Annotated in this window: 23 protein-coding genes and 1 pseudogene; 13 read left to right on the top strand and 11 right to left on the bottom strand. The window is 37.3% G+C overall.

The features are described from left to right. Nucleotides 1–8 precede the first annotated feature (8 nt). From IGQ45_04700 to IGQ45_04690, 3 genes are read left to right on the top strand one after another with little or no spacing between them, the layout of a single operon-like run. On the top strand, nucleotides 9–446 hold the full coding sequence (locus IGQ45_04700; GenBank protein ID MBF2056525.1) for a XisH family protein: 438 nt from the start codon (nucleotides 9–11) through the stop codon (nucleotides 444–446). Continuing rightward, nucleotides 416–757, top strand: coding sequence for a XisI protein (locus tag IGQ45_04695; protein ID MBF2056524.1), 342 nt, complete (start codon nucleotides 416–418; stop codon nucleotides 755–757). The genes IGQ45_04700 and IGQ45_04695 overlap by 31 nt, the downstream gene beginning before the upstream one ends. 36 nt (nucleotides 758–793) lie before the next feature. Next, nucleotides 794–1,129, top strand: coding sequence for a nucleotidyltransferase domain-containing protein (locus IGQ45_04690; protein MBF2056523.1), 336 nt, complete (start codon nucleotides 794–796; stop codon nucleotides 1,127–1,129). A gap of 166 nt (nucleotides 1,130–1,295) precedes the next feature. On the opposite strand, the gene IGQ45_04685 is transcribed toward IGQ45_04690, so the two are convergent. The 5 genes and pseudogenes from IGQ45_04685 to IGQ45_04665 all read right to left on the bottom strand — a co-directional run bounded on the left by IGQ45_04685 (nucleotide 1,296) and on the right by IGQ45_04665 (nucleotide 4,998). Continuing rightward, nucleotides 1,296–2,573 (bottom strand): ABC transporter substrate-binding protein, encoded by a 1,278-nt coding sequence (locus IGQ45_04685; protein ID MBF2056522.1) that lies wholly within the window; start codon nucleotides 2,571–2,573, stop codon nucleotides 1,296–1,298. Nucleotides 2,574–2,638: 65 nt separating this feature from the next. Continuing rightward, nucleotides 2,639–3,520 (bottom strand): fatty acid desaturase, encoded by an 882-nt coding sequence (locus IGQ45_04680; GenBank protein ID MBF2056521.1) that lies wholly within the window; start codon nucleotides 3,518–3,520, stop codon nucleotides 2,639–2,641. A gap of 150 nt (nucleotides 3,521–3,670) precedes the next feature. After that, nucleotides 3,671–4,168, bottom strand: coding sequence for a CGLD27 family protein (locus tag IGQ45_04675; GenBank protein MBF2056520.1), 498 nt, complete (start codon nucleotides 4,166–4,168; stop codon nucleotides 3,671–3,673). 204 nt (nucleotides 4,169–4,372) lie between these two features. Beyond that, nucleotides 4,373–4,759, bottom strand: a pseudogene (locus IGQ45_04670) (type II toxin-antitoxin system VapC family toxin). Next, nucleotides 4,756–4,998 (bottom strand): DUF2281 domain-containing protein, encoded by a 243-nt coding sequence (locus IGQ45_04665; GenBank protein MBF2056519.1) that lies wholly within the window; start codon nucleotides 4,996–4,998, stop codon nucleotides 4,756–4,758. Before IGQ45_04665 ends, IGQ45_04670 begins: the two are co-directional and overlap by 4 nt. 227 nt (nucleotides 4,999–5,225) lie before the next feature. Here IGQ45_04665 and IGQ45_04660 point away from each other — a divergent pair, with 227 nt between their 5' ends. Continuing rightward, nucleotides 5,226–6,374, top strand: a complete 1,149-nt coding sequence (locus tag IGQ45_04660) for an aminotransferase class V-fold PLP-dependent enzyme (protein MBF2056518.1) — start codon at nucleotides 5,226–5,228, stop codon at nucleotides 6,372–6,374. Between the two features lie 277 nt (nucleotides 6,375–6,651). Here the strand turns inward: IGQ45_04660 and IGQ45_04655 are convergent, their stop codons facing one another. Next, a complete protein-coding gene (locus IGQ45_04655) occupies nucleotides 6,652–7,248 on the bottom strand; it encodes a chromophore lyase CpcT/CpeT (protein ID MBF2056517.1) in 597 nt (198 codons plus the stop codon). A gap of 590 nt (nucleotides 7,249–7,838) precedes the next feature. Between IGQ45_04655 and IGQ45_04650 the strand changes: the two genes are divergently transcribed. After that, nucleotides 7,839–8,450: a bifunctional 4-hydroxy-2-oxoglutarate aldolase/2-dehydro-3-deoxy-phosphogluconate aldolase gene (locus IGQ45_04650; protein MBF2056516.1), complete on the top strand. Its 612-nt coding sequence runs from the start codon at nucleotides 7,839–7,841 to the stop codon at nucleotides 8,448–8,450. Between the two features lie 71 nt (nucleotides 8,451–8,521). Here IGQ45_04650 and IGQ45_04645 read toward each other — a convergent pair whose 3' ends face one another. Then, complete coding sequence (locus IGQ45_04645; protein ID MBF2056515.1) at nucleotides 8,522–9,250, bottom strand: US12 family protein; 729 nt, start codon at nucleotides 9,248–9,250, stop codon at nucleotides 8,522–8,524. Between the two features lie 353 nt (nucleotides 9,251–9,603). After that, nucleotides 9,604–10,470 carry a hypothetical protein gene (locus IGQ45_04640; protein ID MBF2056514.1) on the bottom strand — a complete coding sequence of 289 codons (867 nt, stop codon included), beginning with the start codon at nucleotides 10,468–10,470 and terminating at the stop codon, nucleotides 9,604–9,606. 329 nt (nucleotides 10,471–10,799) lie between these two features. Between IGQ45_04640 and pstS the strand changes: the two genes are divergently transcribed. The 4 genes from pstS (at nucleotide 10,800) to pstB (ending at nucleotide 14,884) form a co-directional block, all read left to right on the top strand. Then, on the top strand, nucleotides 10,800–11,954 hold the full coding sequence (gene pstS / locus IGQ45_04635; protein ID MBF2056513.1) for a phosphate ABC transporter substrate-binding protein PstS: 1,155 nt from the start codon (nucleotides 10,800–10,802) through the stop codon (nucleotides 11,952–11,954). 195 nt (nucleotides 11,955–12,149) lie between these two features. Further along, nucleotides 12,150–13,112, top strand: a complete 963-nt coding sequence (gene pstC, locus IGQ45_04630; protein ID MBF2056512.1) for a phosphate ABC transporter permease subunit PstC — start codon at nucleotides 12,150–12,152, stop codon at nucleotides 13,110–13,112. Nucleotides 13,113–13,136: 24 nt separating this feature from the next. Beyond that, nucleotides 13,137–14,024, top strand: a complete 888-nt coding sequence (pstA, locus tag IGQ45_04625) for a phosphate ABC transporter permease PstA (GenBank protein MBF2056511.1) — start codon at nucleotides 13,137–13,139, stop codon at nucleotides 14,022–14,024. A 41-nt stretch (nucleotides 14,025–14,065) separates the two neighbouring features. After that, nucleotides 14,066–14,884, top strand: a complete 819-nt coding sequence (gene pstB / locus IGQ45_04620; GenBank protein MBF2056510.1) for a phosphate ABC transporter ATP-binding protein — start codon at nucleotides 14,066–14,068, stop codon at nucleotides 14,882–14,884. Nucleotides 14,885–15,138: 254 nt separating this feature from the next. Here the strand turns inward: pstB and psbU are convergent, their stop codons facing one another. After that, a complete protein-coding gene (psbU, locus tag IGQ45_04615) occupies nucleotides 15,139–15,567 on the bottom strand; it encodes a photosystem II complex extrinsic protein PsbU (GenBank protein ID MBF2056509.1) in 429 nt (142 codons plus the stop codon). A gap of 229 nt (nucleotides 15,568–15,796) precedes the next feature. On the opposite strand from psbU, the gene IGQ45_04610 reads away from it, so the two are divergent. From IGQ45_04610 to ftsH, 4 genes are all read left to right on the top strand, one after another. Further along, entirely contained in the window at nucleotides 15,797–16,432 is a 636-nt protein-coding gene (locus IGQ45_04610; GenBank protein ID MBF2056508.1) for a peroxiredoxin, read from the top strand. Between the two features lie 186 nt (nucleotides 16,433–16,618). Further along, nucleotides 16,619–16,840, top strand: coding sequence for an NAD(P)H-quinone oxidoreductase subunit O (locus tag IGQ45_04605; GenBank protein ID MBF2056507.1), 222 nt, complete (start codon nucleotides 16,619–16,621; stop codon nucleotides 16,838–16,840). 63 nt (nucleotides 16,841–16,903) lie between these two features. Further along, a complete protein-coding gene (mdh, locus tag IGQ45_04600; protein MBF2056506.1) occupies nucleotides 16,904–17,863 on the top strand; it encodes a malate dehydrogenase in 960 nt (319 codons plus the stop codon). 86 nt (nucleotides 17,864–17,949) lie between these two features. Next, nucleotides 17,950–19,797 carry an ATP-dependent zinc metalloprotease FtsH gene (gene ftsH / locus IGQ45_04595; GenBank protein ID MBF2056505.1) on the top strand — a complete coding sequence of 616 codons (1,848 nt, stop codon included), beginning with the start codon at nucleotides 17,950–17,952 and terminating at the stop codon, nucleotides 19,795–19,797. Between the two features lie 225 nt (nucleotides 19,798–20,022). Here the strand turns inward: ftsH and IGQ45_04590 are convergent, their stop codons facing one another. Next, complete coding sequence (locus IGQ45_04590) at nucleotides 20,023–20,217, bottom strand: hypothetical protein (GenBank protein MBF2056504.1); 195 nt, start codon at nucleotides 20,215–20,217, stop codon at nucleotides 20,023–20,025. 307 nt (nucleotides 20,218–20,524) lie between these two features. Continuing rightward, entirely contained in the window at nucleotides 20,525–20,926 is a 402-nt protein-coding gene (gene msrB, locus IGQ45_04585) for a peptide-methionine (R)-S-oxide reductase MsrB (GenBank protein ID MBF2056503.1), read from the bottom strand. Nucleotides 20,927–21,075: the final 149 nt, after the last annotated feature.

Below are 21,075 nucleotides of genomic sequence, written 5' to 3'. Positions count from 1 at the left end.
TTGAATTGATGCCGAAAAAAGATATTTACCATGATGTTTGTAAGAATGCTTTAATAAAAGATGGTTGGCTAATCATAGCCGATCCTTATACTGTTGAGTTTGAAAATGATAACCTATATGCTGATTTACTAGCAGAAAAAATTACTGATAATCAAGAAAGTATTAAACGTATCATAGTAGTAGAAATTAAAAGTTTCATTAGTCCTTCTCCCATGAATGATTTTCAGAATGCTTTAGGGCAATATCTTCTTTATCGTGCTTTTTTGAACTTTTCTCATCAAAATTATGAACTTTATTTAGCCATTAAAAGTTCTATCTTTGATACTTTCTTTCAAAAAAAATCTATTCAAATGGTCATTCAACATCATGAGCTAAACTTAATTATTTTTAATGATAAAAAGGAGGAAATTACTTCATGGATAAAATCAAAAAATATCAAAAAATAATTGAAAAAATATTAACAGAATATGATGAATTAGTACATAAATCACCTGACTATAAAAATGAAACTTGTCTCGTTTTTGACGAAAATCATCATCATTATTTGTGGCTAACCGTTGATTGGAGAGAAGATAAACGTTTAAAATCTATCCATGTCCATATCCGTATTAAAAATAGTAAAATTTATATTGAAGAAGATTGGACTCAAGAAGGAATTGCCCATGAGTTATTGAGGGAAGGGGTGCCAAATTCTGAAATTGTTTTGGCTTTTTATGATCCTGAAACTCGTAAATATACAGATTTTGCTACAGCTTAATTATAGTTATTATTTACTCTAACATTTTCAAGAAATATGACCACCACAACAGTTAAAAATCATTCATTAGAACCCATTATAAAAACACTAAAAAACCAATTTATCCAAATCTATAATCACAGATTAACACATTTGATTTTATTTGGTTCACAGGCAAGAGGAGATGCTCAACAATATTCAGATATTGATATATTAGTAGTTTTGAAAGGTAATGTTAATTGTGTTGAAGAAATAAAAAGTAATAGCAATCTTATCAGTAACTTATGTCTCGACTATGATGCTGTAATTAATTGTTTTTATATTTCAGAAAGTAGATTAAATGAAGATAGTTTATTTATTAATAATATCAAAAAAGAGGGTTTATTACTTTGAATATAAAAATTACTAATAAAAGCTCAAGATTTACGATTATTAGGAGACTATGATGAAATGGAAACAATTTCAACAGAAGAAGCACAAAGCCAAATTAATAGAGCCAAAGAATTTTTAGATTTCTCTCAACAAAAATTAACTGTTTTTATTCAAGATTTAGTCTCAGCTATTTTTTTATTTCTAAACGTTTTTGTGCTTCTTTTAAAGCATCTTGAGGGGATTTTTGCTGTAGCAAAGAAGATTCCAGCGCCCTCCCCAAATTCTCAGAAATATTGGGATAATCAGCGATAATCGGTCGAGATTTGGCGTACTGCATTTGTTCTAAAAATACTTTAATGGTAGGATTTTCTGCTAAAAATTGTTGATATTCTGGGCTATCTTTCACTTTTTTATTAATGGGAATATAGCCAGTTTTTAAAGCCCATTCAGTTTGAAATTCACTGCTTAAAATATATTCTAAAAATTTTAGTGATGCTTCTTCCCGTTGAGGATTAGTATTAAAAACAAAGATATTTTCTCCTCCTAAAACTGTGGCAGGTTGCTCGATAATTGGCAAAGGAAAAACATCAAAATCAATGCCACTTTGATTAAGTTGAGCTAATGTCCAAGGTCCTGTAATCTGCATAGCTACTTTACCTTGAATAAATTGATCTAATTCATATCCCCTGTCGGGCGCTGATAAAATAGCACTATTATTTTTAGTTAATTCTGTACCTAATTGTAATGCTTTTTCTGCTCCTGAATTAACTAAATTAACTTGATTATTAGTCATAATTGAACCATTGGCACTATAAATAAATGGCAACCAAACAAAAACGGTAAATTCTCCTTTTCCTAGGGCTAATAATGCCCCGTGTTGGTCAATTCTGCCATCATTATTAGTATCTTTAGTTAAAGTTCGAGCAATATTAGCAAATTCTTCCCAAGTAGTGGGTAACTCATTTATTCCGGCTTCTTGAAATAGACTTGGTCGATAAAATACAGCAGTATTATTAGTGGCGAAGGGCGCTGACCAGATGTTATTATCTAATTCCATAGTAGCTAACATTGCTGGTTCGATTTCTTCTTTGAGCGGGGAATTATTAAACCATTCTTGTAGAGGTTTAATGGCTTGTAATTCTACTAATTTTCCTGTTAGTTGTGGCACATACCAAAGCATATCTGGCGGTTGATTGCCCACCACTGAGGCGATAATTTTAGGTAGTTGCTCGTCTGGTTGCCCAATGTATAATGCTTCTACCTCTATGTCAGGATTATTGTTGTTAAAATCAACTAAAAGTTCGTTAAAAATTTCTCGATTTTCTGGTGGATTAATGCCATGCCAAAAGGTGATTTTTGTTACGCCATTTTCAGTGGTTGAATTATTATTTTGACAAGCTGATATTATGGGAGTGAAAGTAATTATTAAACAAAAAAGAGTAATTAGGTAACGTTTGATTTTCATTATCAAAGATTCAAAAAGGGCGAGATTTTGTTGGGTTTCGTATCCTCAACCCAACCTACAAATTATTAATGTTTGCCGTGAAAACGAATACCGAGAAAAAGATCGTAAAGAAAACTCCCAAAATTTTGACCATTCATTAAGCCCAAAGATTGCTCACATCCTTTGGCATCTAAAATCGGCTTTGCTTCGTAGTAAGCCGATTGATATTTATACCAAGGAATGGAAGGCCATAAATGATGTACTAAGTGATAGTTTTGACCTAAAATTAGCACATTGAGGAGGGCGCTGGGATATACTCTAGCATTTTTCCAACGGTCACGCTCTTGAAAGGGTCGATGGGGCAAATAATCAAAGAATAATCCTAGGGCAATACCTACCACTAAGGCTGGTACAAACCAAAAATTCATGATATAGCCAATAAAACCGTAATGAATGCCCAGAAATACCACTGTAACTAAAAAGAGACGGCTTAAAAACCATTCCAGTAGTTCATATTTACGCCATAACTGGCGTTTGAAGAAAAAGATTTCGTGATAGAAAAATCGGGCGGCAATCATCCACAATGGACCACCCGTGGAAACAAAGTGATCCGGATCGTTGTCAGGATCGTTAACATGGGCATGGTGTTGTAAATGTACTCTTGTAAAGACAGGAAAGGCAAAACCCAGCATGAGGGCGCTACCATGTCCTAAAATAGCGTTAATAATACGGTTACGATGACCACTATTGTGAGAGGCATCATGAATGACTGTACCCGATAAGTGCAAGGCAAGAACATTTGCACTAAAGCAAATCCAATCTGCCCAACCCCACAAGAAGTAACCACAGGTAGATAATGTGATTAGTAAAATTGCGGTGATAAACATGATTACATTGGGGTTTAAACCATCGGGCGCTTTAAGATATTCTTTGGGTATTGTTTTCAATACAGATGCGGACGACTGCATTGCTGTTTTTTGCTCCTTCCTCTAATTATTTTGTTTTCTTGTGGTAGTTTACAATATTTTCGTTATCTAAGTAAAGTTTTGTAAATAATCTCTCATCAAGAAATCACTTATATTGAGAATGGGTTTAACTAAGTTCAACTCTCCCAGATGTTAAAATATGAGGAATATCCCAGCGCCCGTCACCATTAAACCGAGTAATAGTAAACTACTTTTTTGTAATCTTTTCAAGAGTGGCTCCACTTGATAATTAAAAATTAAGCGATCTCGATTATAAATTTCAAGGGGTTTTTCCCACACTTGTCCATCATACCAACTAGACTCCTCGTAAACAATTTTAGTTTTGAGCAGACGACTACCGATATGTTGCCAACCGAGATACAGTCTAATTAATGCTAAGGCTACAAAAAAACCTCCCCCCATGGCACTGGCAATCACAAAACGTATTAATTCTTCATCGGGAGGAAAACTGGCGGCGGCGATGGGCGCTGTGAGGAATAAACTTAATGCCCAAACTTTGGTTAATTTACGCAAAAATTGCCACTTTGGTAATGCTACCCACCGAAAAAACCCCGATTGACTCAATTCTTGATACTCATTTACTGGTTGTTGTTCTTCTGGTACTGGGCAAAAAGTTGATGATTTATTCATAGATAATAGCTATAAAAAATGGCTCTATTACTTTGAGTATGATAAATTATTAGTTTAGCTAGGGAAAAAGGAAAAGAGAATTATTAAGGAAGAATTTATAAACTTTTAGCTTTTATTTTTCTATAAATGCTATTGGGTAAAGGTTATTTTTTTTAGTTTATCATAATTACTGTAGAAGAGCTATAAAAATACTGTAAAATTAGTTTACCAAATAACATCAATGGAATAATTTTCAAAAACGGAGTCAATACTTAAAATAGGCATCTTTTCTGTTATTCCTTAAGCAATTAACATTCTATCAAAAGGGTCTTTATGGTGTAAAGGTAAGTTTTTTAACTGCCAAATATGTTCTAACTCTATGGGTAAAATTTCCAAATTATTAATATTTTTTTGATGAATGATTATATCTGATAAGAGATTATCAAAGTGTAATTTATTAATGGATATTTTGATTTGCATTTCCCAAACACTAGCAATACTTAGATATAAATTATTTTCTTGGTTTTCTATCAAATTTAAACCAGATAATGATAATTTCTCAGGAGTTAAACTCCACCAAATAAAAGCATGGGTATCTAATAATATTTTCATACAATTTCTCCTAACACGGCTGGAGGTAAAGGATCATTAAAGTCATCACTTACCCAACCCTTGCCTTCATATAAACCAGCGACTCTTTTTTGAGGAGTTGTAGTTTTTTTCTCTGAATTATTATTGTATTTATGGCTGATAAATTCGGTAAAATCTAAAATTTCTTGCTGTTGCTCTGGTGATAAGTCTTTAATCTTTGTTAAAATTGTTTCAGCTAAATCGATGGTCTGCGTAGTCATATTTTAAAGTTATTGATGATTAATATTCTTTATTCTACAAAAAATTATCAGGAACTTTATATTTATTGTTTGATTAGGTTGAAGCTATAGGAGGATTAGACTTCTCCCGAAACACAGGCAAGATGCCTGTTTCACGGTGCAAAAATTCTAATTGTTGGAGATGTCTAGTAAATTGAACTAAGATATTGATATTAGTAATTTGTGAGTGATTAAACGGACTTGATATAATGATTGATAATATCGCCAAAATTAGAGCGCCCTTCACCGGTTTACAAGATAAGTATTACTTCAATTATGGCGGTCAAGGAATTTTACCGCAACCAGCTTTAACAGCCATCATCGACGGTTATCAATACATCGATAAAATAGGTCCTTTCGGCATGGCAATCAATAGTTGGATTAATACCGAAATGGAAGCCACGAGAGAAGTTTTAGCGCACCTCACCCAGTGTGAAAAGGAAAATATTACTTTAACAGAAAATGTCACAGGTAGCTGTAATATCGCTTTGTGGGGCATTCCATGGCAATCGGGGGATGAAATTTTATTAACGGATGCCGAACATCCGGGGGTGATTGCTTCCTGTCAGGAAATAGCGAAACGATTTGGAGTAATTCTCAAAACTTGTGCTATTACCAATCAAACAAGTAACATACTTGAAATTATCAGTAATAATTTATCAAGTCGTACCCGTTTATTAGTTATTAGTCATGTGTTGTGGAATACGGGGGAAGTGTTGCCATTAAAGGAAATTTGTGATTTATGTCATAATTACCGTGGTGCAAAACCGTTACAAGTATTGGTAGATGGAGCGCAATCCGCCGGGTTGTTAGCCCTCGATTTACCGGCGACGGGCGCTGATTTTTACGGTTGCACGGGGCATAAATGGCTTTGTGGTCCTGCTGGGGTAGGATTTTTGTATGTTAAACCGAATTTAAACCCTCCTTTACTGCCTACTTTTATCGGTTGGCGCGGTTTAGATTTTGCCAATCCTGATCTACCTTTTTATGATGACGGAAGAATTTATGAGGTGGCAACTTCGGCTTATCCATTATATATGGGGCTGCGGAGGGCGCTGGAGTTTCATCAGCAATGGGGCGATAATCAGCGCCGTTATGAGCGTATTTGTCAATTAAGTGAATATCTCTGGACAGAATTAGACAAAATCGATGGCATACAATGTGTCACCATGAAACCTCCTCAATCTGGTTTAGTATCTTTTTACGTTGAGCAACCTCAACATATCGTTAATAACTTGGAGGGAGGGCGCTTTTTCCTCCGCACTCTGGCTTATCCTAGTTGTGTGCGCGCCTGTGTTCATTATTTTACCCTCGAATCAGAAATCGAAACATTAATCAAAACACTTAGGGGTTGCTGAAAAAGTATTTTAGTGAGAGGAGGTGTCAGGTTTCGGGGGTCAGGTGTTAGGTTAAATGTTTATAAATTAAAGACTTTAGCCAAATAGTTATTTTTCATAAATTGCTATTTTGTGTCAATTATTTTCGATTCCCATACCAGAAATACAGATTTTTTGGAGAAAAAAGATTATTTTTGGCACTTTTTTAGAGTTTAATTATGCTTAAAACCTTTGTTTTAAAAGGGTTTTGATTTATTCAGCAGAATCCAACTTTCAATTGTCCATTATCAATTATCCATTATCCATTATTTTCAACTTCATGGGCAAAACTCTGTACCCTAGTAAAATGAAAAGGTCCAGCTACCGATCCCCATAGTAACTCATCGGTTACTAAATCGCGCCCTCGATCAAAACTAATCAATTTTTGTTGGTCAATTTCAAAACTATTATCTAAATAAGATTCTTTACCTTTGCGCACGACAATACAGGCTTTGCCCGGTTTAACAAAACCTTTAAACCCGTTGCCATCATTGTGGGCAATCATATCACAACCGTTCATTTTTTCCAGATGATTGAGGGTTAATTGTTGTAGTCGAGGTAAATCACGGGAAGCACCATAAAATTTTTCTTCCTCTTTGAGTTTATAATGTACTAACTCTAAATGATTTTCGACACTTTGAATGGTAAACACCCGTAAACGATAGGGTTGCGTCAACAAAAAATCGTACGCCTGTTCTAAAAAAAAGCTCACTTCACCGAGTAATGATAAGGGTAGAGGGCGCATACATACTCGAATGTGAGCAAAAAAAGGCGGATTATCCCATGCTTGTTGTTGATTACTAAAATCTGCTGCCATTAATTGTGCTAAGGCTTTTATATTTTGAGAATTAGTCATGTTTAAATAAAATAATTTGTTATAAAGAAATTATATCTTTTTTAGTTTCCCTACCCTGTCACAAACTACATGGTTATTAGTTTCTGACATTTCAGCAGAGACGTTGCACCCAACCTCTCTACATCGAGAATGAAATATCCAATTAATTTTGCTCACCTACTGATTACCAATAATTTTGATAGCCCCTCTCCTGTGGGAGCAGGGCGTTTTCATTCTCAAAAATGTTAGTTTCTCAAACTAGCCAATAATCTGAAATTCAGAGGTTTTTAACTACTAATAAATCAATTAATAGTAAAAAATCCTCCTGTCTCCCTGAATCTCCCCCCTTTTTAAGGGGGGTTGGGGGGGATCATCCTTATATTGTCTTCTTGTCAAAAACAAATCAATTTTGATCCTGACTTTGAAAACACCCTGCTGTGGGAGAGGGGTTGGGGTGAGGGCAAAATCTTTTGAGACTTACTTTACTTTAAAAATACTTAGTCTGTTGATTCGTTTCGGGCTAAAAGCCGAAGATACTGTGAAAAAATATAATGTTGTAGTAAATTGATTTATATATGGCTAAAGATGAAATGTGGGAAAATTGCCTATCTATATTAAGGAGACATCGTATTATCGCTGTAATTCGTGCCGATAGTTGGTACATTGCCGAGAAAATGGCAGAAACTGCTATTAATGCTGGTATTAGGTTAATTGAAGTGACTTGGAATAGTATTAACCCAGCGCCCTTCACCGCTTATTTACGCCAAAAATATCCCCATTGTTATATTGGTGTCGGTACAATTATCAATTTAGCTGATTTAAAAACCGCTCTTGATGCGGGCGCTCAATTCGTGTTTTGCCCCCATTTTGACCTAGATTTACTTAACTTTGCCCACAATCGTCAAATTCCCTTGATCCCCGGTACTTTTTCCCCCAGTGAAATCATTAACGCTTTTCGGGGAGGGGCGCTGGTGGTGAAAGTTTTTCCCATTCAATGTTTAGGAGGGGTAAACTACATCAAAGCCTTACAAGGTCCTATGGCACAATATCCCCTCATTCCCACCGGAGGAGTAACTATGGCACAAACTAAAGCATTTTTAGATGCCGGCGCCCTTGCCGTGGGTTTGGCTTCCGATCTTTTTCCCCCTCATCTTGTTTTAGAGGAAAAATGGACGGTGATGGGCGCTGTTATTGCCGAAAATCTCGCTAAAATTAATGGATAAGAGAAGGGATGAAGAATGAAGAAGTAATTGTTTTCTAAATTCTAAATTCTAAACTTCCTTCCCTTTGCCCTTTAGTCACGGCTATTAATAGCAATTAAAAGACGAAGAATAAAGACAAATAAATTGATATAAGTAAGATACATGGAAAGCGCAGCCGATAAATACTGCTCATCACGGTAACTGCGAGGTAGGATAAAGAAATCAACCACAGAAACACCAGCAAAAAGAAGCACTCCAAAACCAGAAATACCAACTTCTAACCAACTAGGAGTATAAACCCCAAAGATACTAAATAATAATTGACCAACCAAAACCACCAATAAACCAATCATGGCAATGGAAATAGTTTTGGTTAAAGCTAAACCATCTTCCTCTGATAAATTTGAGCCAATATTTCTACCGACAATGAAAGTAACGCCACAACCTAGCGCAGCGATGGCAACTCCATTAATGCCTACTCCTTGAGTGCCGAGGGCGACATACACTAAACCACTGAGAGTATAACCAGATAAAAGGCTATAAACCGCAAGAAGGGGTAAAGCAAGGGCATTATTAGCTTTTTCGGCGATACCTCTTACCACAAAAAAGAGAACTAATTCGGCAATTAATGCAACGATAAAAGTTGGCATAAAAATGCCGGGGCTAGAACGAATTATACCTAAACCGCCGTAAGTACCTACAGCAGTTAAAACTAAGCCACCACCTAAATAGGGTAAGGCATTGGGAATGACATTAGGTCCAACGATGGCACTATTGCGACTTTTTTTGATTGCCTGACGAAAGTTACTACTTGTAGCCATATATTTATTTTTTAATTAGTAAATTTTGTTTATCTATTTATATGATAATTCTCAAATCAAAATTTGGATGGTGATAATTCCCCCACTTTTTTTACACTGGGTTTTTGCATTCTAAAATTTTTAGTTGAGACAAAGTAATAAGTAACAAGTAAAAAGTAAAAAGTAAAAAGTTTTGATTCTTTTTGATGAAAAAAGACTCCTCCAGATATTTTTAACTAATAATTAATCAAATAATAGAAAATATTACTCCCCTCTCCCTTTCACCCTTGCTTCCTCTGCTTCCCCTGCTAAACAAATCCATTTTGATGCCGACTTTGAAAACACCCTGCTTCAAAAGCGCCCTCCGCACCAATTTAACGACGACGGCGACTACTACCAAAACCACTACTACGACGAGGGGTAGTACGGCGGTAACTGTTGTTACTACCAAAACTGTTGCTACTAGGTTGTTTTACTTTAGTAGATGAGCCATTAGTTTTTAAATTAGTTGAACCAACCCCAGCGCCCGTCGCTTTACTATTATTCGGGTTATTCGACCTTACCGCACTGGTATTAGTATTGCGGACACTGCCTGAAGTACGCAAAGTTTGACGATTTTTTTCCACGGGAGGGGCGCTGTTATAATTAGAACGATAACTTTGTACTGCATCATTATAACTATTACCGTATCCACCAAAACCCCTCATGGTACCACCAGAATAAACAGGGGGGAGATAATACTGAGGAGTGAATAACATACTACCGATAGCTTGACCAGCCAAAGCGCCCGCAAACGGAGTCCAAAAACTAGACTGTTGACGAATAACCACCGTTTCCTGTCTGCCTGTATTAGCATTAGTCACAGTTTCCGTTTCACTGTGGATATATTCAATACGAAAATCTTCCGTTAAGTGCATTACGGCATCATTACCGTTTATGTCAACATAGGTTTGTTGTCCATTTTTAATTTCTTCTTCCGTTAACCTTGCCATTCTTAACTCAGTAGTGGCAAAAGTCGGTTTAACCCCCGTTGGAGTATTTAGCAACATGAGACGGTATTCTCCATCTAGATCATTAAAAGTTGCTTGTTGTACAGGATATTGTCCATCGGGAATATTATTCTTAACTTGTGCAATGCTATTGTTTGCAGAATCGGCATTAACGTTACTAGAACCACAAGCAACGGTAGTAAATCCTAAGACTATCGTCAATAACACCGCTAATATTTTTTTTGATAACATATTTTTTCTAAATTTATTGTAAAGCTGAAAATTTGGCAGAGATTTATTGTGTCATTATTCACAATCTAACCATTTTTTTAATGTAACTCAAAATAAGTAATTAGTCAGGAAGGAAATTACCCCCAGCGCCCTCCACCATAAACATGACAGGGAGAAGGGGAAGCAGAGGAAGCAGAGGAAGCAGAGGGGAGATAATTAGTAGTTTTTCATTATCAATTGTCCATTATCAATTATCAATTATTTTCTTAACCTATCCTTTACCAACAAATTACCTAGGCTGTTCTATCATTAGAACTTGAACCGTTCAGTTAATGTATATAAATAGTTAAATGTTAGAACTAAACAGAAAAAGTATCAAAAATAGAGTATTGTTACCAGTCTCCAGCGCCTTTCTCGCTTTTGCTTTAGTAGCTTGTGGCGGTGGCGGTACAGATACCACTACAACGAGTGGTGGTGGAGACACAGCAACGCAAGAATCAGCCTATGACCTTCCTTTTGATGGCACTGTTAGTTTGACGGGCGCTGGGGCAACCTTCCCCGCCGCCCTTTACCAAAACTGGTTTGTGTCTCTCAACAAAGAAGTACCTCAATTACAGGTTAACTATCAATCCGTTGGTAGTGGTGCTGGAGTAGAACAATTTAGCGCAGGTACAGTGGATTTTGGTGCTAGTGACGTAGCTATGACCGATGAAGAGATGGAAAGGGTAGAAAGAGGAACTTTACTACTACCTGTGACCGCTGGTGCTATTGTTTATGCTTATAACTTAGAAGGCATAGAAGGTTTAAAACTAACGAGACAAGCCTATGTGGACATTACTTTAGGTAAAATCACTAGATGGAATGATCCTGCCATTACTGAGAGTAACCCAGATTTAACATTGCCTGATGAGCCTATTACTTTTGTACATCGTTCTGATGGTAGTGGTACAACAGGATTTTTCACCAAGCATTTAACTGCTATTAGTCCAGAATGGGCTGAGAAAGTAGGGGAAGGCAAAACAGTGCAATGGGGACCTATTGGCGGTACTTTTGTAGGTGGTAAAGGTAATGAAGGTGTAGCCGCCACCATTCAACAGACGGAGGGCGCTATTGGTTATGTAGAATATGGTTATGCTAAAAACAATAAGAATATTAAAATGGCAGCTATAGCAAACGGGTCTGGTGAATTTATTGTTCCTAGTGATGAAGCAGCCTCAAGAACTCTTGCTAACGTAGAATTACCTGAAAATTTAAGAGCCTTTATTACTGATCCCGAAGGTACAGACTCTTATCCTATCGTTACTTATAGTTGGATCATGGCTTATAAAGAGTACAGTGACCCTGATAAAGCAGCCGCTTTAGAGGCAACGATTCAGTATGTGTTGACTACTGGTCAAGAGGTAGCTCCTGCTTTGGGTTATATTCCTTTACCTCCTAATGTGGTGGCTAAAGTTGCTGAAGTTGCCGATCAAATTTCTCCTGATTACACCATCAAAGTTAATTAATCATTGAGTTAAATTGAGTCCTCTTATTCCATGAAACATTGGAGTAGGAGGAGCATTCATTCTGTTCAATACTTAAAATATGCCGTGAAGTTTTAAACTCTTCTTAACCTTGACCGTATATAAGTATAAAGTTAAAGTTCTTTTTTAAAAGAGAACTTCAAAAAGCGTCACACACTACTACTAAATATTAGAATAATGAGTGTTTCTGGTTATCCTCAACAGTCCACGGGAGTAATAGAGTCGAGATCAAGTGTGGAGAAAAATCTGGATGCAGGTTTTCGTTGGTTAACCTACATTTTCGCTCTTTTAATCGGCTTAATTCTACTCAGTATTGCTTTGGTCATTGCGGTGGCCGCTTGGCCCGCTATTGTGGAGTACAACTTCAGTTTTTTTAACAACAGTAATTGGAATCCCGTTACTGATGAATACGGTACTATTGCCGTAATCTACGGTACTTTAATGAGTTCCTTCATTGGTTTAGTCATTGCCATTCCTTTAGGGATAGGTGCGGCTATTTTTCTCAGTGAGGACTTTATTCCTGAAAATCTGCGCACCGTTCTAGTTTTCTTGGTGGAAATATTAGCTGCTATTCCCAGTGTGGTTTATGGCTTATGGGGGATTTTTGTTCTTATCCCTATCAGTAAAACTCTGGGGGTGTGGCTATTTGAAAATCTCGGTTGGATTCCTATTTTCAGTCGTCCTCCGGCTGGTCCGGGTATGTTACCATCTGGTATTGTCTTATCTATCATGATTTTACCTATTGTCATCGCCATTTCACGGGATTCCTTAGCTTCTTTGCCCCCTGATTTACGTCAAGCCTCTTTAGGTTTGGGCGCCACGCGCTGGGAAACTATTTTCCGAGTTTTAATCCCTGCTGCTATTTCTGGTATTGTCGGTGGCGTCATGTTGGGGTTGGGGCGCGCTATGGGAGAAACCATGGCTGCTACTATGATTATTGGTAACTCTAACCGTTTGAGCATTTCTATCCTTGAACCAGCTAACACTATCGCCTCTTTGATTGCTAACCAGTTTGCGGAAGCTAGTGGTTTACAAGTTTCGGCTTTGATGTATGCCGGGTTAGTGCTGATGTTTCTTACTCTCATTGTTAACATCTTCGCTGAATTAATCGTTAATCAAATTAAAGCTAAATACGAATAAAGTTTTGAGAGGAAGTAACTTGTTATGACTAACTCTAGTAATGTAATTGATTTAAAGAGAAAACCCGGTGGCACTAGGGCTATCGTGGGTAAAATTATGACTTCTTTGGCTACTCTATGCGTGTTAGTCACCTTAGTGCCGTTGGCAGCAGTAATGTACTTTGTGCTATTGCAAGGTTTTAGTCGCCTTCGTTTTGATTTATTTACCGAGTTACCACCGCCTCCCGGTTTGGAGGAGGGTGGTTTAGCCAATGCCATTATCGGTACATTAGTGGTGGTGGGTATTGCCACTGCCATTGCTGTACCTATCGGAGTATTAACTGCGGTATATCTTTCTGAATTTAGTAATAATGGCAAAACAGCTTTAGCCATTCGTTTTGCTACTAACGTACTCAGTGGTGTACCTTCAATTATTGCGGGGGTATTTTCCTATGGTTTATTAGTAGCAACAGGAATCGTTGGTTTTTCCTCTGTGGCTGGGGGTGTAGCGTTAGCAGTATTAATGTTACCTACCATTATTCGTACCAGCGATGAAGCCTTAAAAATTGTGCCTCAAGACATTCGTTGGGCTGCCTTGGGGGTGGGCGCTTATAATTACCAAACGGTACTAAAAATCGTTTTACCCGCAGCTTTACCCGGTATTATTACTGGTGTAACTCTGTCTATTGCGCGCGCTGCCGGAGAAACAGCGCCCCTCATCTTTACAACTTTATACTCAAATTTTTGGCCTAACGTATCCCCTCAAGGACTACTAGAACCCATTGCTACCCTGTCAGTATTGGTTTATAACTTTGCCATCGTACCATTTGAGGCTCAAAATGAGTTGGCTTGGGCTGGTTCACTAATTTTGGTAGTTCTAGTATTAATTACCAGTATTATTGCTCGTCTTGCCACCCGTAAGCAAGTTTATTAAAACCATATCTTTATCAAATACCAAATTTTATTGTTAAAACTATGAATACAGAAAATAGTTATATAGATTCTCCGAATCTTAATCAAGGGCTAATGGCACTAGAAAATGTGGATATTTACTATGGAAAATTTAAAGCCGTCAGACAAGTAAATTTGCAAATCCCCAAAAATAAAATTACCGCTTTTATTGGTCCTTCCGGTTGTGGTAAAAGTACCATTTTAAGATGTTTGAACCGTCTTAATGACCTAATTAAAATTTTTCGCCTCACTGGTAAAGTAACTTATCATGGACAGGACCTTTACGATAAAGAAATTGATCCCATTGAAGTGCGCAAACATATCGGCATGGTATTCCAGCGCCCGAATCCCTTTCCCAAAACTATCTACGATAACGTAGCCTATGGTGCAAGAGTTAATGACTATAAAGGTGATATGGATGAGTTGGTAGAAACTTCTTTGCGTCGTGCCGTGTTATGGGATGAAGTGAAAGATAAACTAAAAGAAAGCGGTTTTTCCCTATCTGGTGGACAACAACAGCGATTATGTATAGCGCGCACCATCGCTGCCCAACCCGAAGTAGTACTAATGGATGAACCCTGTTCTGCATTAGACCCTATTTCTACCCTCAAGATAGAAGAATTGATGCACGAATTAAAAGAAAATTATACCATTGTTATCGTGACTCACAATATGCAACAAGCCACGAGGGTAGCCGATAGAACCGCTTTCTTCAATGCTGAAGCCGTAGGAAACAAGGGTAATAAAGTCGGTTATTTAGTGGAATATGACGAAACCGATAAAATTTTTAAAGATCCGGAAGATCAAATGACCAAAGATTATGTTAGCGGTAAATTTGGTTAAGTTTTAATAGGTGTCAGGTGTCAGGTATTAGGTGAAAGAATTGACAAAAAATATATCTTAATTGATTTTTTCGGTTCAATTTTTAGCTCGAATCAGATCATCGTCTGAAAATTATACCTGAAACCTGCCCTTATCAGGCATTCTTGCCTCGAACTGAGGTTGAAACCTGATACCTGACACCTCCCATCAGCAAACCCTAAGTAGGGAAAAAAAGAGAAGGACAAGCGCCCTTCTCCTTTGAAACTAACTAAAAATTAATAAACACCAGCGTTATAGCGCTCATCCCCTTCATTAAAGACATCAGCCATGGGAGTGGCCGTAAAATTATCAAGATTAGCTTGTAATCTATCCTTTTGTTTCTCACTCAAACCCGGGATATTTAAAACATCCTCTACAGCTTCGTAGGGAGCATTTTGGATAACTAAACTAGCTAACTTAGGGTAAAAACCCCTTAACTCTCTAAAATCACGAATATCGCTGTTATTAACATCGATTTTTTGTCCAAATTCAGTGGTAAGCAAATCATCAGCAGCATTACGACGCTCATTTTCTACTGCCAAAATAGCTGTATTACTAACCAACATAGAGTCAAATCCTAGTGCTTGAACAGGTGTTGCCACAAATAGCGCCCCCATCACTAGCAATAAGCTCAAAAATGCCGTTACCCTTTGCCAAATTTTCATCAAAAATCAACCTCCACAATTAAGATAACTTTAAAATTTATTTTATATTTTTTGAATTTGGTCGGTCTAGGTATATTTCCTAACAATTTTATCAGGGAAACTACCCTCAATCTTAATAAATTCGTAACGATTTGTAAAGATACGAAAGAGAATCTCTTTTCCCCTTGAGAAAAATTTGTTAAATATGAGACAATTTAAGGGTCAAACGTGATTAGACATTTTAAAATATATGACATTACAATTAGGTGACATTGTTCCTAACTTTACTCAAGCCTCCAGTGAAGGCGAAATTAATTTTTATGATTGGGCTGGGGATAGTTGGGTAGTGCTTTTCTCACACCCTGCGGATTATACTCCCGTATGTACCACCGAATTAGGCACAGTTGCCAGTTTGCAGTCCGAATTTCAAAAACGTAACGTCAAAACCATCGCCCTCAGTGTTGATGACGTAGAATCTCATAAAGGTTGGATTAGCGATATTAACGAAACTCAAAATACCACCGTTAACTATCCCATTCTAGCTGACGGAGATCGTACCGTTGCTGATTTATACGGCATGATTCACCCCAATTCTTTAAATAATCTTACGGTTAGGAGTGTGTTTATTATCGATCCTAACAAAAAACTTAGATTAACCATTACTTATCCTGCTAGTACGGGTAGAAATTTTGACGAAATTTTGAGAGTAATTGATTCCTTACAGTTAACTGATTATCACCAAGTAGCTACTCCTGCCAACTGGCAAGATGGCGATGATTGCGTGGTTGTGCCTTCTATTCCCACCGCAGAAGCCAAAGAGAAGTTTCCCAAAGGAGTAACGGAAATCAAGCCTTATTTACGCATGACTCCTCAACCCAATAAATAATCATAATCAGGTTGTTACGTTATAAATTCTTTTACCCTCACCCCTACCCCTCTCCCATAGGAGAGGGAAACAATTTTTTGCTATTTATCTAATTGATTAATTCGCAGTTAAAAACTAAAGATCGTGAAAATAATTAGCCGAGACAGGGTAAGATAAAACGAAATTGTAATTCTATTGATTAATGATATGGCTGGTAAACTGAAAAAAGGTTCTTTTGTCAAGGCAATTAGAGAAAAGTTAGCAGGTAGTTTGGAAGCTAAAGCAAGTGATAGTCGTTTCCCTAGCTATATTTTTGAGAGTAAGGGAGAGGTTTTAGATTTGAATGATGAGTATGCTTTAGTTAAATTTTACACTCCCACCCCTAGCGTATGGTTTCGTTTAGACCATTTGGAAGTAATTGATAATTAATTGATAATGGGTTGAACATTGTTCAACCCCTACATCTTCTCCCTTCTCCCTTTCTTCCCTACTATGACTGAATCGACTTATCTTTCTTCTTCTAACAAGTTGGCAAAAGTGGCGGTGGTGGGCGCTGGTAATGTAGGGCGCACTCTCTCTCAGCGTCTTATTGAGGGTAATCTTGCGGATGTCTGCTTATTGGATATAGTGGAAGGTTTACCCCAAGGTATTGCCCTTGATCTGATGGAAGCGCAGGGGTTGGAATCTCATCATTGTGAAATTACTGGCACCAATGATTATCAAGATACTGCTAATGCTGATATTGTGGTGATTACGGCTGGTATCGCTCGTAAACCGGGTATGAGTCGGGATGATTTACTCAAAATTAACGCTAAAATTGTCACAGAAGCCACAGAAAAATCTTTAGTATATTCTCCCAATGCAATTTATTTGGTTATTACTAATCCTTTGGATGTGATGAGTTATTTGGTGTGGAAAACCAGCGCCCTCCACCCTAAGCAAGTGATGGGTATGGCTGGGGTATTAGATTCGGCACGGTTACAAACTTTTATTGCGCTTGAGTTGGGAGTCTCTATTCACGATGTGCAAGGCATGGTTTTGGGGGGGCATGGTGATTTAATGTTACCTATACCTCGTTATTGTACCGTTAGCGGTATTCCTATCACTGAATTGATGTCAGCAGATAAAATTGAGCAAATTATACAACGTACGAGGGTGGGGGGCTCTGAAATTGTTAAATTGTTAAAAACTGGTAGCGCCTACTATGCCCCAGCTTCTTCCGCTTGTTATATGATTCAGTCGATTCTATTTAATCAATCTCGTCTTTTAACCGCCGCAGTATATTTGAATGGTCAATATGGCTTAAATGATTTATTTTTAGGTGTGCCTTGTCGTCTGGGTAGTCATGGAGTTGAGGAAATTCTTGAGTTGAAATTAACAGATGATGAGTTAAAGGTTTTACATAATTCTGCTCAATCTGTACGAGAAAGTATTAATAAAATTGATTTTTAAGGTCAAAAAAATAGATCAGAAATGTTAACCTCTATTTGTTCTATCTATAATAAGAATTAGATAAAAATGGAATATATTTAATAGATATGATTGTGAAAAAATCCCGTCAAAGAAAAAAAAATCATCGTTTAATTACCCTAATTACCAGCGCCCTCCTCACTGGTCAAATGATCATCGGTGGTGCTAGTATTGCCCAAAATGAGCAAAAGGAATTTAGTTATAGTGACTTACTAAATAAAATTGAGACGGGGGAAGTTACTAGAATCCAAATTGATCCTGAAACTAATTACGCCACAGTCTATCTACAAAATACCCCTGAAGATGAACCGGAAATAGTCCGATTATTCAACAATAATCAAGAATTGATCAGCAAAATTAGGGAAAATGACATTGAATTTACGGTGGAGACGAGGGGCGCTTCTGCTACTGCGGTAATTAGTGGAATGCAACTAGCTTTATTACTATTTTTGATTATCGGTTTATTTCTGTTAATTCGCAAATCCGCTAACTCTGCAGGTGGAGCGATGAATTTTGGCAAATCTCGCGCTAAATTTCAGATGGAATCAAAAACGGGCGTTGGTTTTAATGATGTGGCAGGAATTGAAGAAGCCAAAGAAGAATTACAAGAGGTGGTAACTTTCCTCAAAACCCCCGATAAATTTACGGCGGTGGGCGCCCGAATCCCTAGAGGAGTATTATTAGTAGGACCTCCCGGCACGGGTAAAACCCTTTTAGCCAAAGCCATTGCAGGAGAAGCCGAAGTGCCATTTTTTAGTATCTCTGGCTCTGAATTTGTAGAAATGTTTGTGGGGGTGGGTGCTTCCCGAGTGCGAGATTTGTTTCGTCGCGCCAAAGAAAATGCCCCTTGTTTAGTTTTTATTGATGAAATTGACGCTGTGGGCAGACAAAGAGGAAGCGGTATCGGGGGAGGTAATGACGAAAGAGAACAAACTTTAAATCAACTGTTAACGGAAATGGATGGTTTTGAAGGCAACTCAGGTATTATCGTTATCGCCGCTACCAATAGACCAGATGTACTAGATAGTGCCCTCATGCGTCCGGGTCGATTTGATCGTCAAGTGATTGTGGACTATCCTGATTTACAGGGTAGGTTAGGGGTGCTAGATGTTCATGCTAGTAACAAAAAACTTGATCCCGAAGTGGACTTACAAACTATTGCCAGGCGCACTCCGGGTTTTTCGGGCGCTGATTTAGCAAATTTACTTAATGAAGCAGCAATTTTGACGGCACGAAAACGCAAAGAAGCCATCACCATGGAAGAAATTGATCAAGCCATTGATCGAGTTATTGCAGGGATGGAAGGCACACCTTTAGTGGATAGTAAAAGTAAGCGGTTGATCGCCTATCATGAAGTGGGACACGCTTTAGTAGGTACTTTAACACCCGGTCATGATCCAGTGGAGAAAATCACTCTCATACCACGGGGAAGGGCGCAGGGTTTAACTTGGTTTACTCCGTCTGAAGAACAGGGTTTAATTTCTCGTAGTCAGCTATACGCAAGGATTACAGGGTTATTAGGCGGAAGGGCAGCCGAGGAGGTAGTTTTTGGGGAAGATGAAGTGACGACGGGCGCTAGTAATGACATCGAAAGAATCACTAATTTGGCGAGGCAAATCGTGACTAAATTTGGGATGTCGGATTTAGGTGCTTTTGCTTTAGAAGAAGATACTCAACCGTTGTTTTTAGGTGGTGACTCCATGAGTCGCACAGAATATTCCCAAGAAGTAGCAGTAAAAATTGATCTTCAAGTCAGAAATATTGTTAATCAGTGTCACGAAAATGCTAAAAATATTATCAAAAACTATCGTCCTGTTATTGATTTATTAGTAGATATGTTAATCGAAAGAGAAACTTTAGATAACGCTACTTTTGAGCAAGTTTTGCAGGATTTTCGTTTGCAAAAAGTTAGTTAATTAAATTGATACTTAATAAGTAAATAAACAAAATTAATTGGCTATTTAATTGTTAATGTAGAGACCTTGCAGACAAAGTCTCTACTACAATCTGAAAAAATAGATTAAGTGATAAATACTAAATTAATTTAACCTATTAATATCAGAAAAATTTTGATTATTGACATTTTAGTTATTATTTAAAAATTCTAATAAAATATTTTTTCTCAAAAATAACCAAATTTATTATCCATGATCTAATAAAATCTCCGCATTGGTAATCTTAATTTGTAATTCGCACCAAAGATGTATTTTTTCAGTGGTGACAGGAGGATCAAAGTAAACAGCATGGCGAATTATTTCGCTTTCGGCTGGGGTTATCCTACCATCGGTAATGGCATTTTGTATTAAATGCTCAATCTTATTGATTTTATCAGTCATAGATAATTGATAATGAATAATTATCCTTCTTTTGTCACTTTTAGAGAAGGATGATAAAAGGTGAAATAAGGAAAGTCTCTCCTTCTCAAGGGCAGGGCTGTTTCATGCTAAAAAATGTCACTTTCTCAAACTATCTACGAGTATAAAGTTCAGAGGTTTTTAACTACTAATAAATCAATTAATAGTAAAAAATCCTCCTGTCTCCCTGAATCTCCCCCCTTTTTAAGGGGGGTTGGGGGGGATCATCCTTATATTGTCTTCTTGTCAAAAACAAATCAATTTTGATCCTTGCCTAAATTTGATGATTTTAGCTATCAATTTTAGTAAAATCTAGCGCAGCAGAATTCATGCAATAACGCTTTCCAGTGGGTTGAGGACCATCTTCAAAAACATGACCTAAATGAGCATCACAATTGGCACATAAAACCTCTGTACGTCTCATGAAGAAGCTAACATCAGTTTTATAGGCAATATTTTTCTCTTCCGCCGGTTGCCAAAAACTTGGCCACCCCGTGCCAGAATCATATTTAGTCTCGGAAGAAAATAACTCACTGCCACAACAAACACATTTATAGATTCCTTTTTCTTTGTTATCGTGATATTTTCCAGTGAAAGCCCTTTCTGTACCGTGTTTTCTGGTTACTTGAAATTGTTCTGGTGTCAGAATTTCTTTCCATTCTGTGTCAGTTTTTACCACTTTAGCTGTCATTGTTTTAAGATTACTTGATAAGTTTTAATGGCATTATGCTTTTATCCTATCAAAAAGTGTCAGATCGAGTCAAGGGTGAAGGGCGCTGATGCTTGACAAATCAATTTCAATTTTTCGAGTTTTCTAATCTATATTCATCAAGAAAACCA

The sequence above is a fragment of the Cyanobacterium sp. T60_A2020_053 genome, assembly GCA_015272165.1.
Lineage (GTDB): Bacteria > Cyanobacteriota > Cyanobacteriia > Cyanobacteriales > Cyanobacteriaceae > Cyanobacterium.
This window is presented reverse-complemented; position numbering and strand designations above follow the sequence as displayed.

Excerpts from the sequence above, each read along its gene's own strand:
- IGQ45_04700 (MBF2056525.1), top strand. The coding sequence starts at position 9 with ATGCCGAAAAAAGATATTTACCATGATGTTTGTAAGAATGCTTTAATA.
- IGQ45_04695 (MBF2056524.1), top strand. The coding sequence starts at position 416 with ATGGATAAAATCAAAAAATATCAAAAAATAATTGAAAAAATATTAACA.
- IGQ45_04690 (MBF2056523.1), top strand. The coding sequence starts at position 794 with ATGACCACCACAACAGTTAAAAATCATTCATTAGAACCCATTATAAAA.
- IGQ45_04685 (MBF2056522.1), bottom strand. The coding sequence starts at position 2,573 with ATGAAAATCAAACGTTACCTAATTACTCTTTTTTGTTTAATAATTACT.
- IGQ45_04680 (MBF2056521.1), bottom strand. The coding sequence starts at position 3,520 with ATGCAGTCGTCCGCATCTGTATTGAAAACAATACCCAAAGAATATCTT.
- IGQ45_04675 (MBF2056520.1), bottom strand. The coding sequence starts at position 4,168 with ATGAATAAATCATCAACTTTTTGCCCAGTACCAGAAGAACAACAACCA.
- IGQ45_04665 (MBF2056519.1), bottom strand. The coding sequence starts at position 4,998 with ATGACTACGCAGACCATCGATTTAGCTGAAACAATTTTAACAAAGATT.
- IGQ45_04660 (MBF2056518.1), top strand. The coding sequence starts at position 5,226 with ATGATTGATAATATCGCCAAAATTAGAGCGCCCTTCACCGGTTTACAA.
- IGQ45_04655 (MBF2056517.1), bottom strand. The coding sequence starts at position 7,248 with ATGACTAATTCTCAAAATATAAAAGCCTTAGCACAATTAATGGCAGCA.
- IGQ45_04645 (MBF2056515.1), bottom strand. The coding sequence starts at position 9,250 with ATGGCTACAAGTAGTAACTTTCGTCAGGCAATCAAAAAAAGTCGCAAT.
- IGQ45_04640 (MBF2056514.1), bottom strand. The coding sequence starts at position 10,470 with ATGTTATCAAAAAAAATATTAGCGGTGTTATTGACGATAGTCTTAGGA.
- pstS (MBF2056513.1), top strand. The coding sequence starts at position 10,800 with ATGTTAGAACTAAACAGAAAAAGTATCAAAAATAGAGTATTGTTACCA.
- pstC (MBF2056512.1), top strand. The coding sequence starts at position 12,150 with ATGAGTGTTTCTGGTTATCCTCAACAGTCCACGGGAGTAATAGAGTCG.
- pstA (MBF2056511.1), top strand. The coding sequence starts at position 13,137 with ATGACTAACTCTAGTAATGTAATTGATTTAAAGAGAAAACCCGGTGGC.
- pstB (MBF2056510.1), top strand. The coding sequence starts at position 14,066 with ATGAATACAGAAAATAGTTATATAGATTCTCCGAATCTTAATCAAGGG.
- psbU (MBF2056509.1), bottom strand. The coding sequence starts at position 15,567 with ATGAAAATTTGGCAAAGGGTAACGGCATTTTTGAGCTTATTGCTAGTG.
- IGQ45_04610 (MBF2056508.1), top strand. The coding sequence starts at position 15,797 with ATGACATTACAATTAGGTGACATTGTTCCTAACTTTACTCAAGCCTCC.
- IGQ45_04605 (MBF2056507.1), top strand. The coding sequence starts at position 16,619 with ATGGCTGGTAAACTGAAAAAAGGTTCTTTTGTCAAGGCAATTAGAGAA.
- mdh (MBF2056506.1), top strand. The coding sequence starts at position 16,904 with ATGACTGAATCGACTTATCTTTCTTCTTCTAACAAGTTGGCAAAAGTG.
- ftsH (MBF2056505.1), top strand. The coding sequence starts at position 17,950 with ATGATTGTGAAAAAATCCCGTCAAAGAAAAAAAAATCATCGTTTAATT.
- IGQ45_04590 (MBF2056504.1), bottom strand. The coding sequence starts at position 20,217 with ATGACTGATAAAATCAATAAGATTGAGCATTTAATACAAAATGCCATT.
- msrB (MBF2056503.1), bottom strand. The coding sequence starts at position 20,926 with ATGACAGCTAAAGTGGTAAAAACTGACACAGAATGGAAAGAAATTCTG.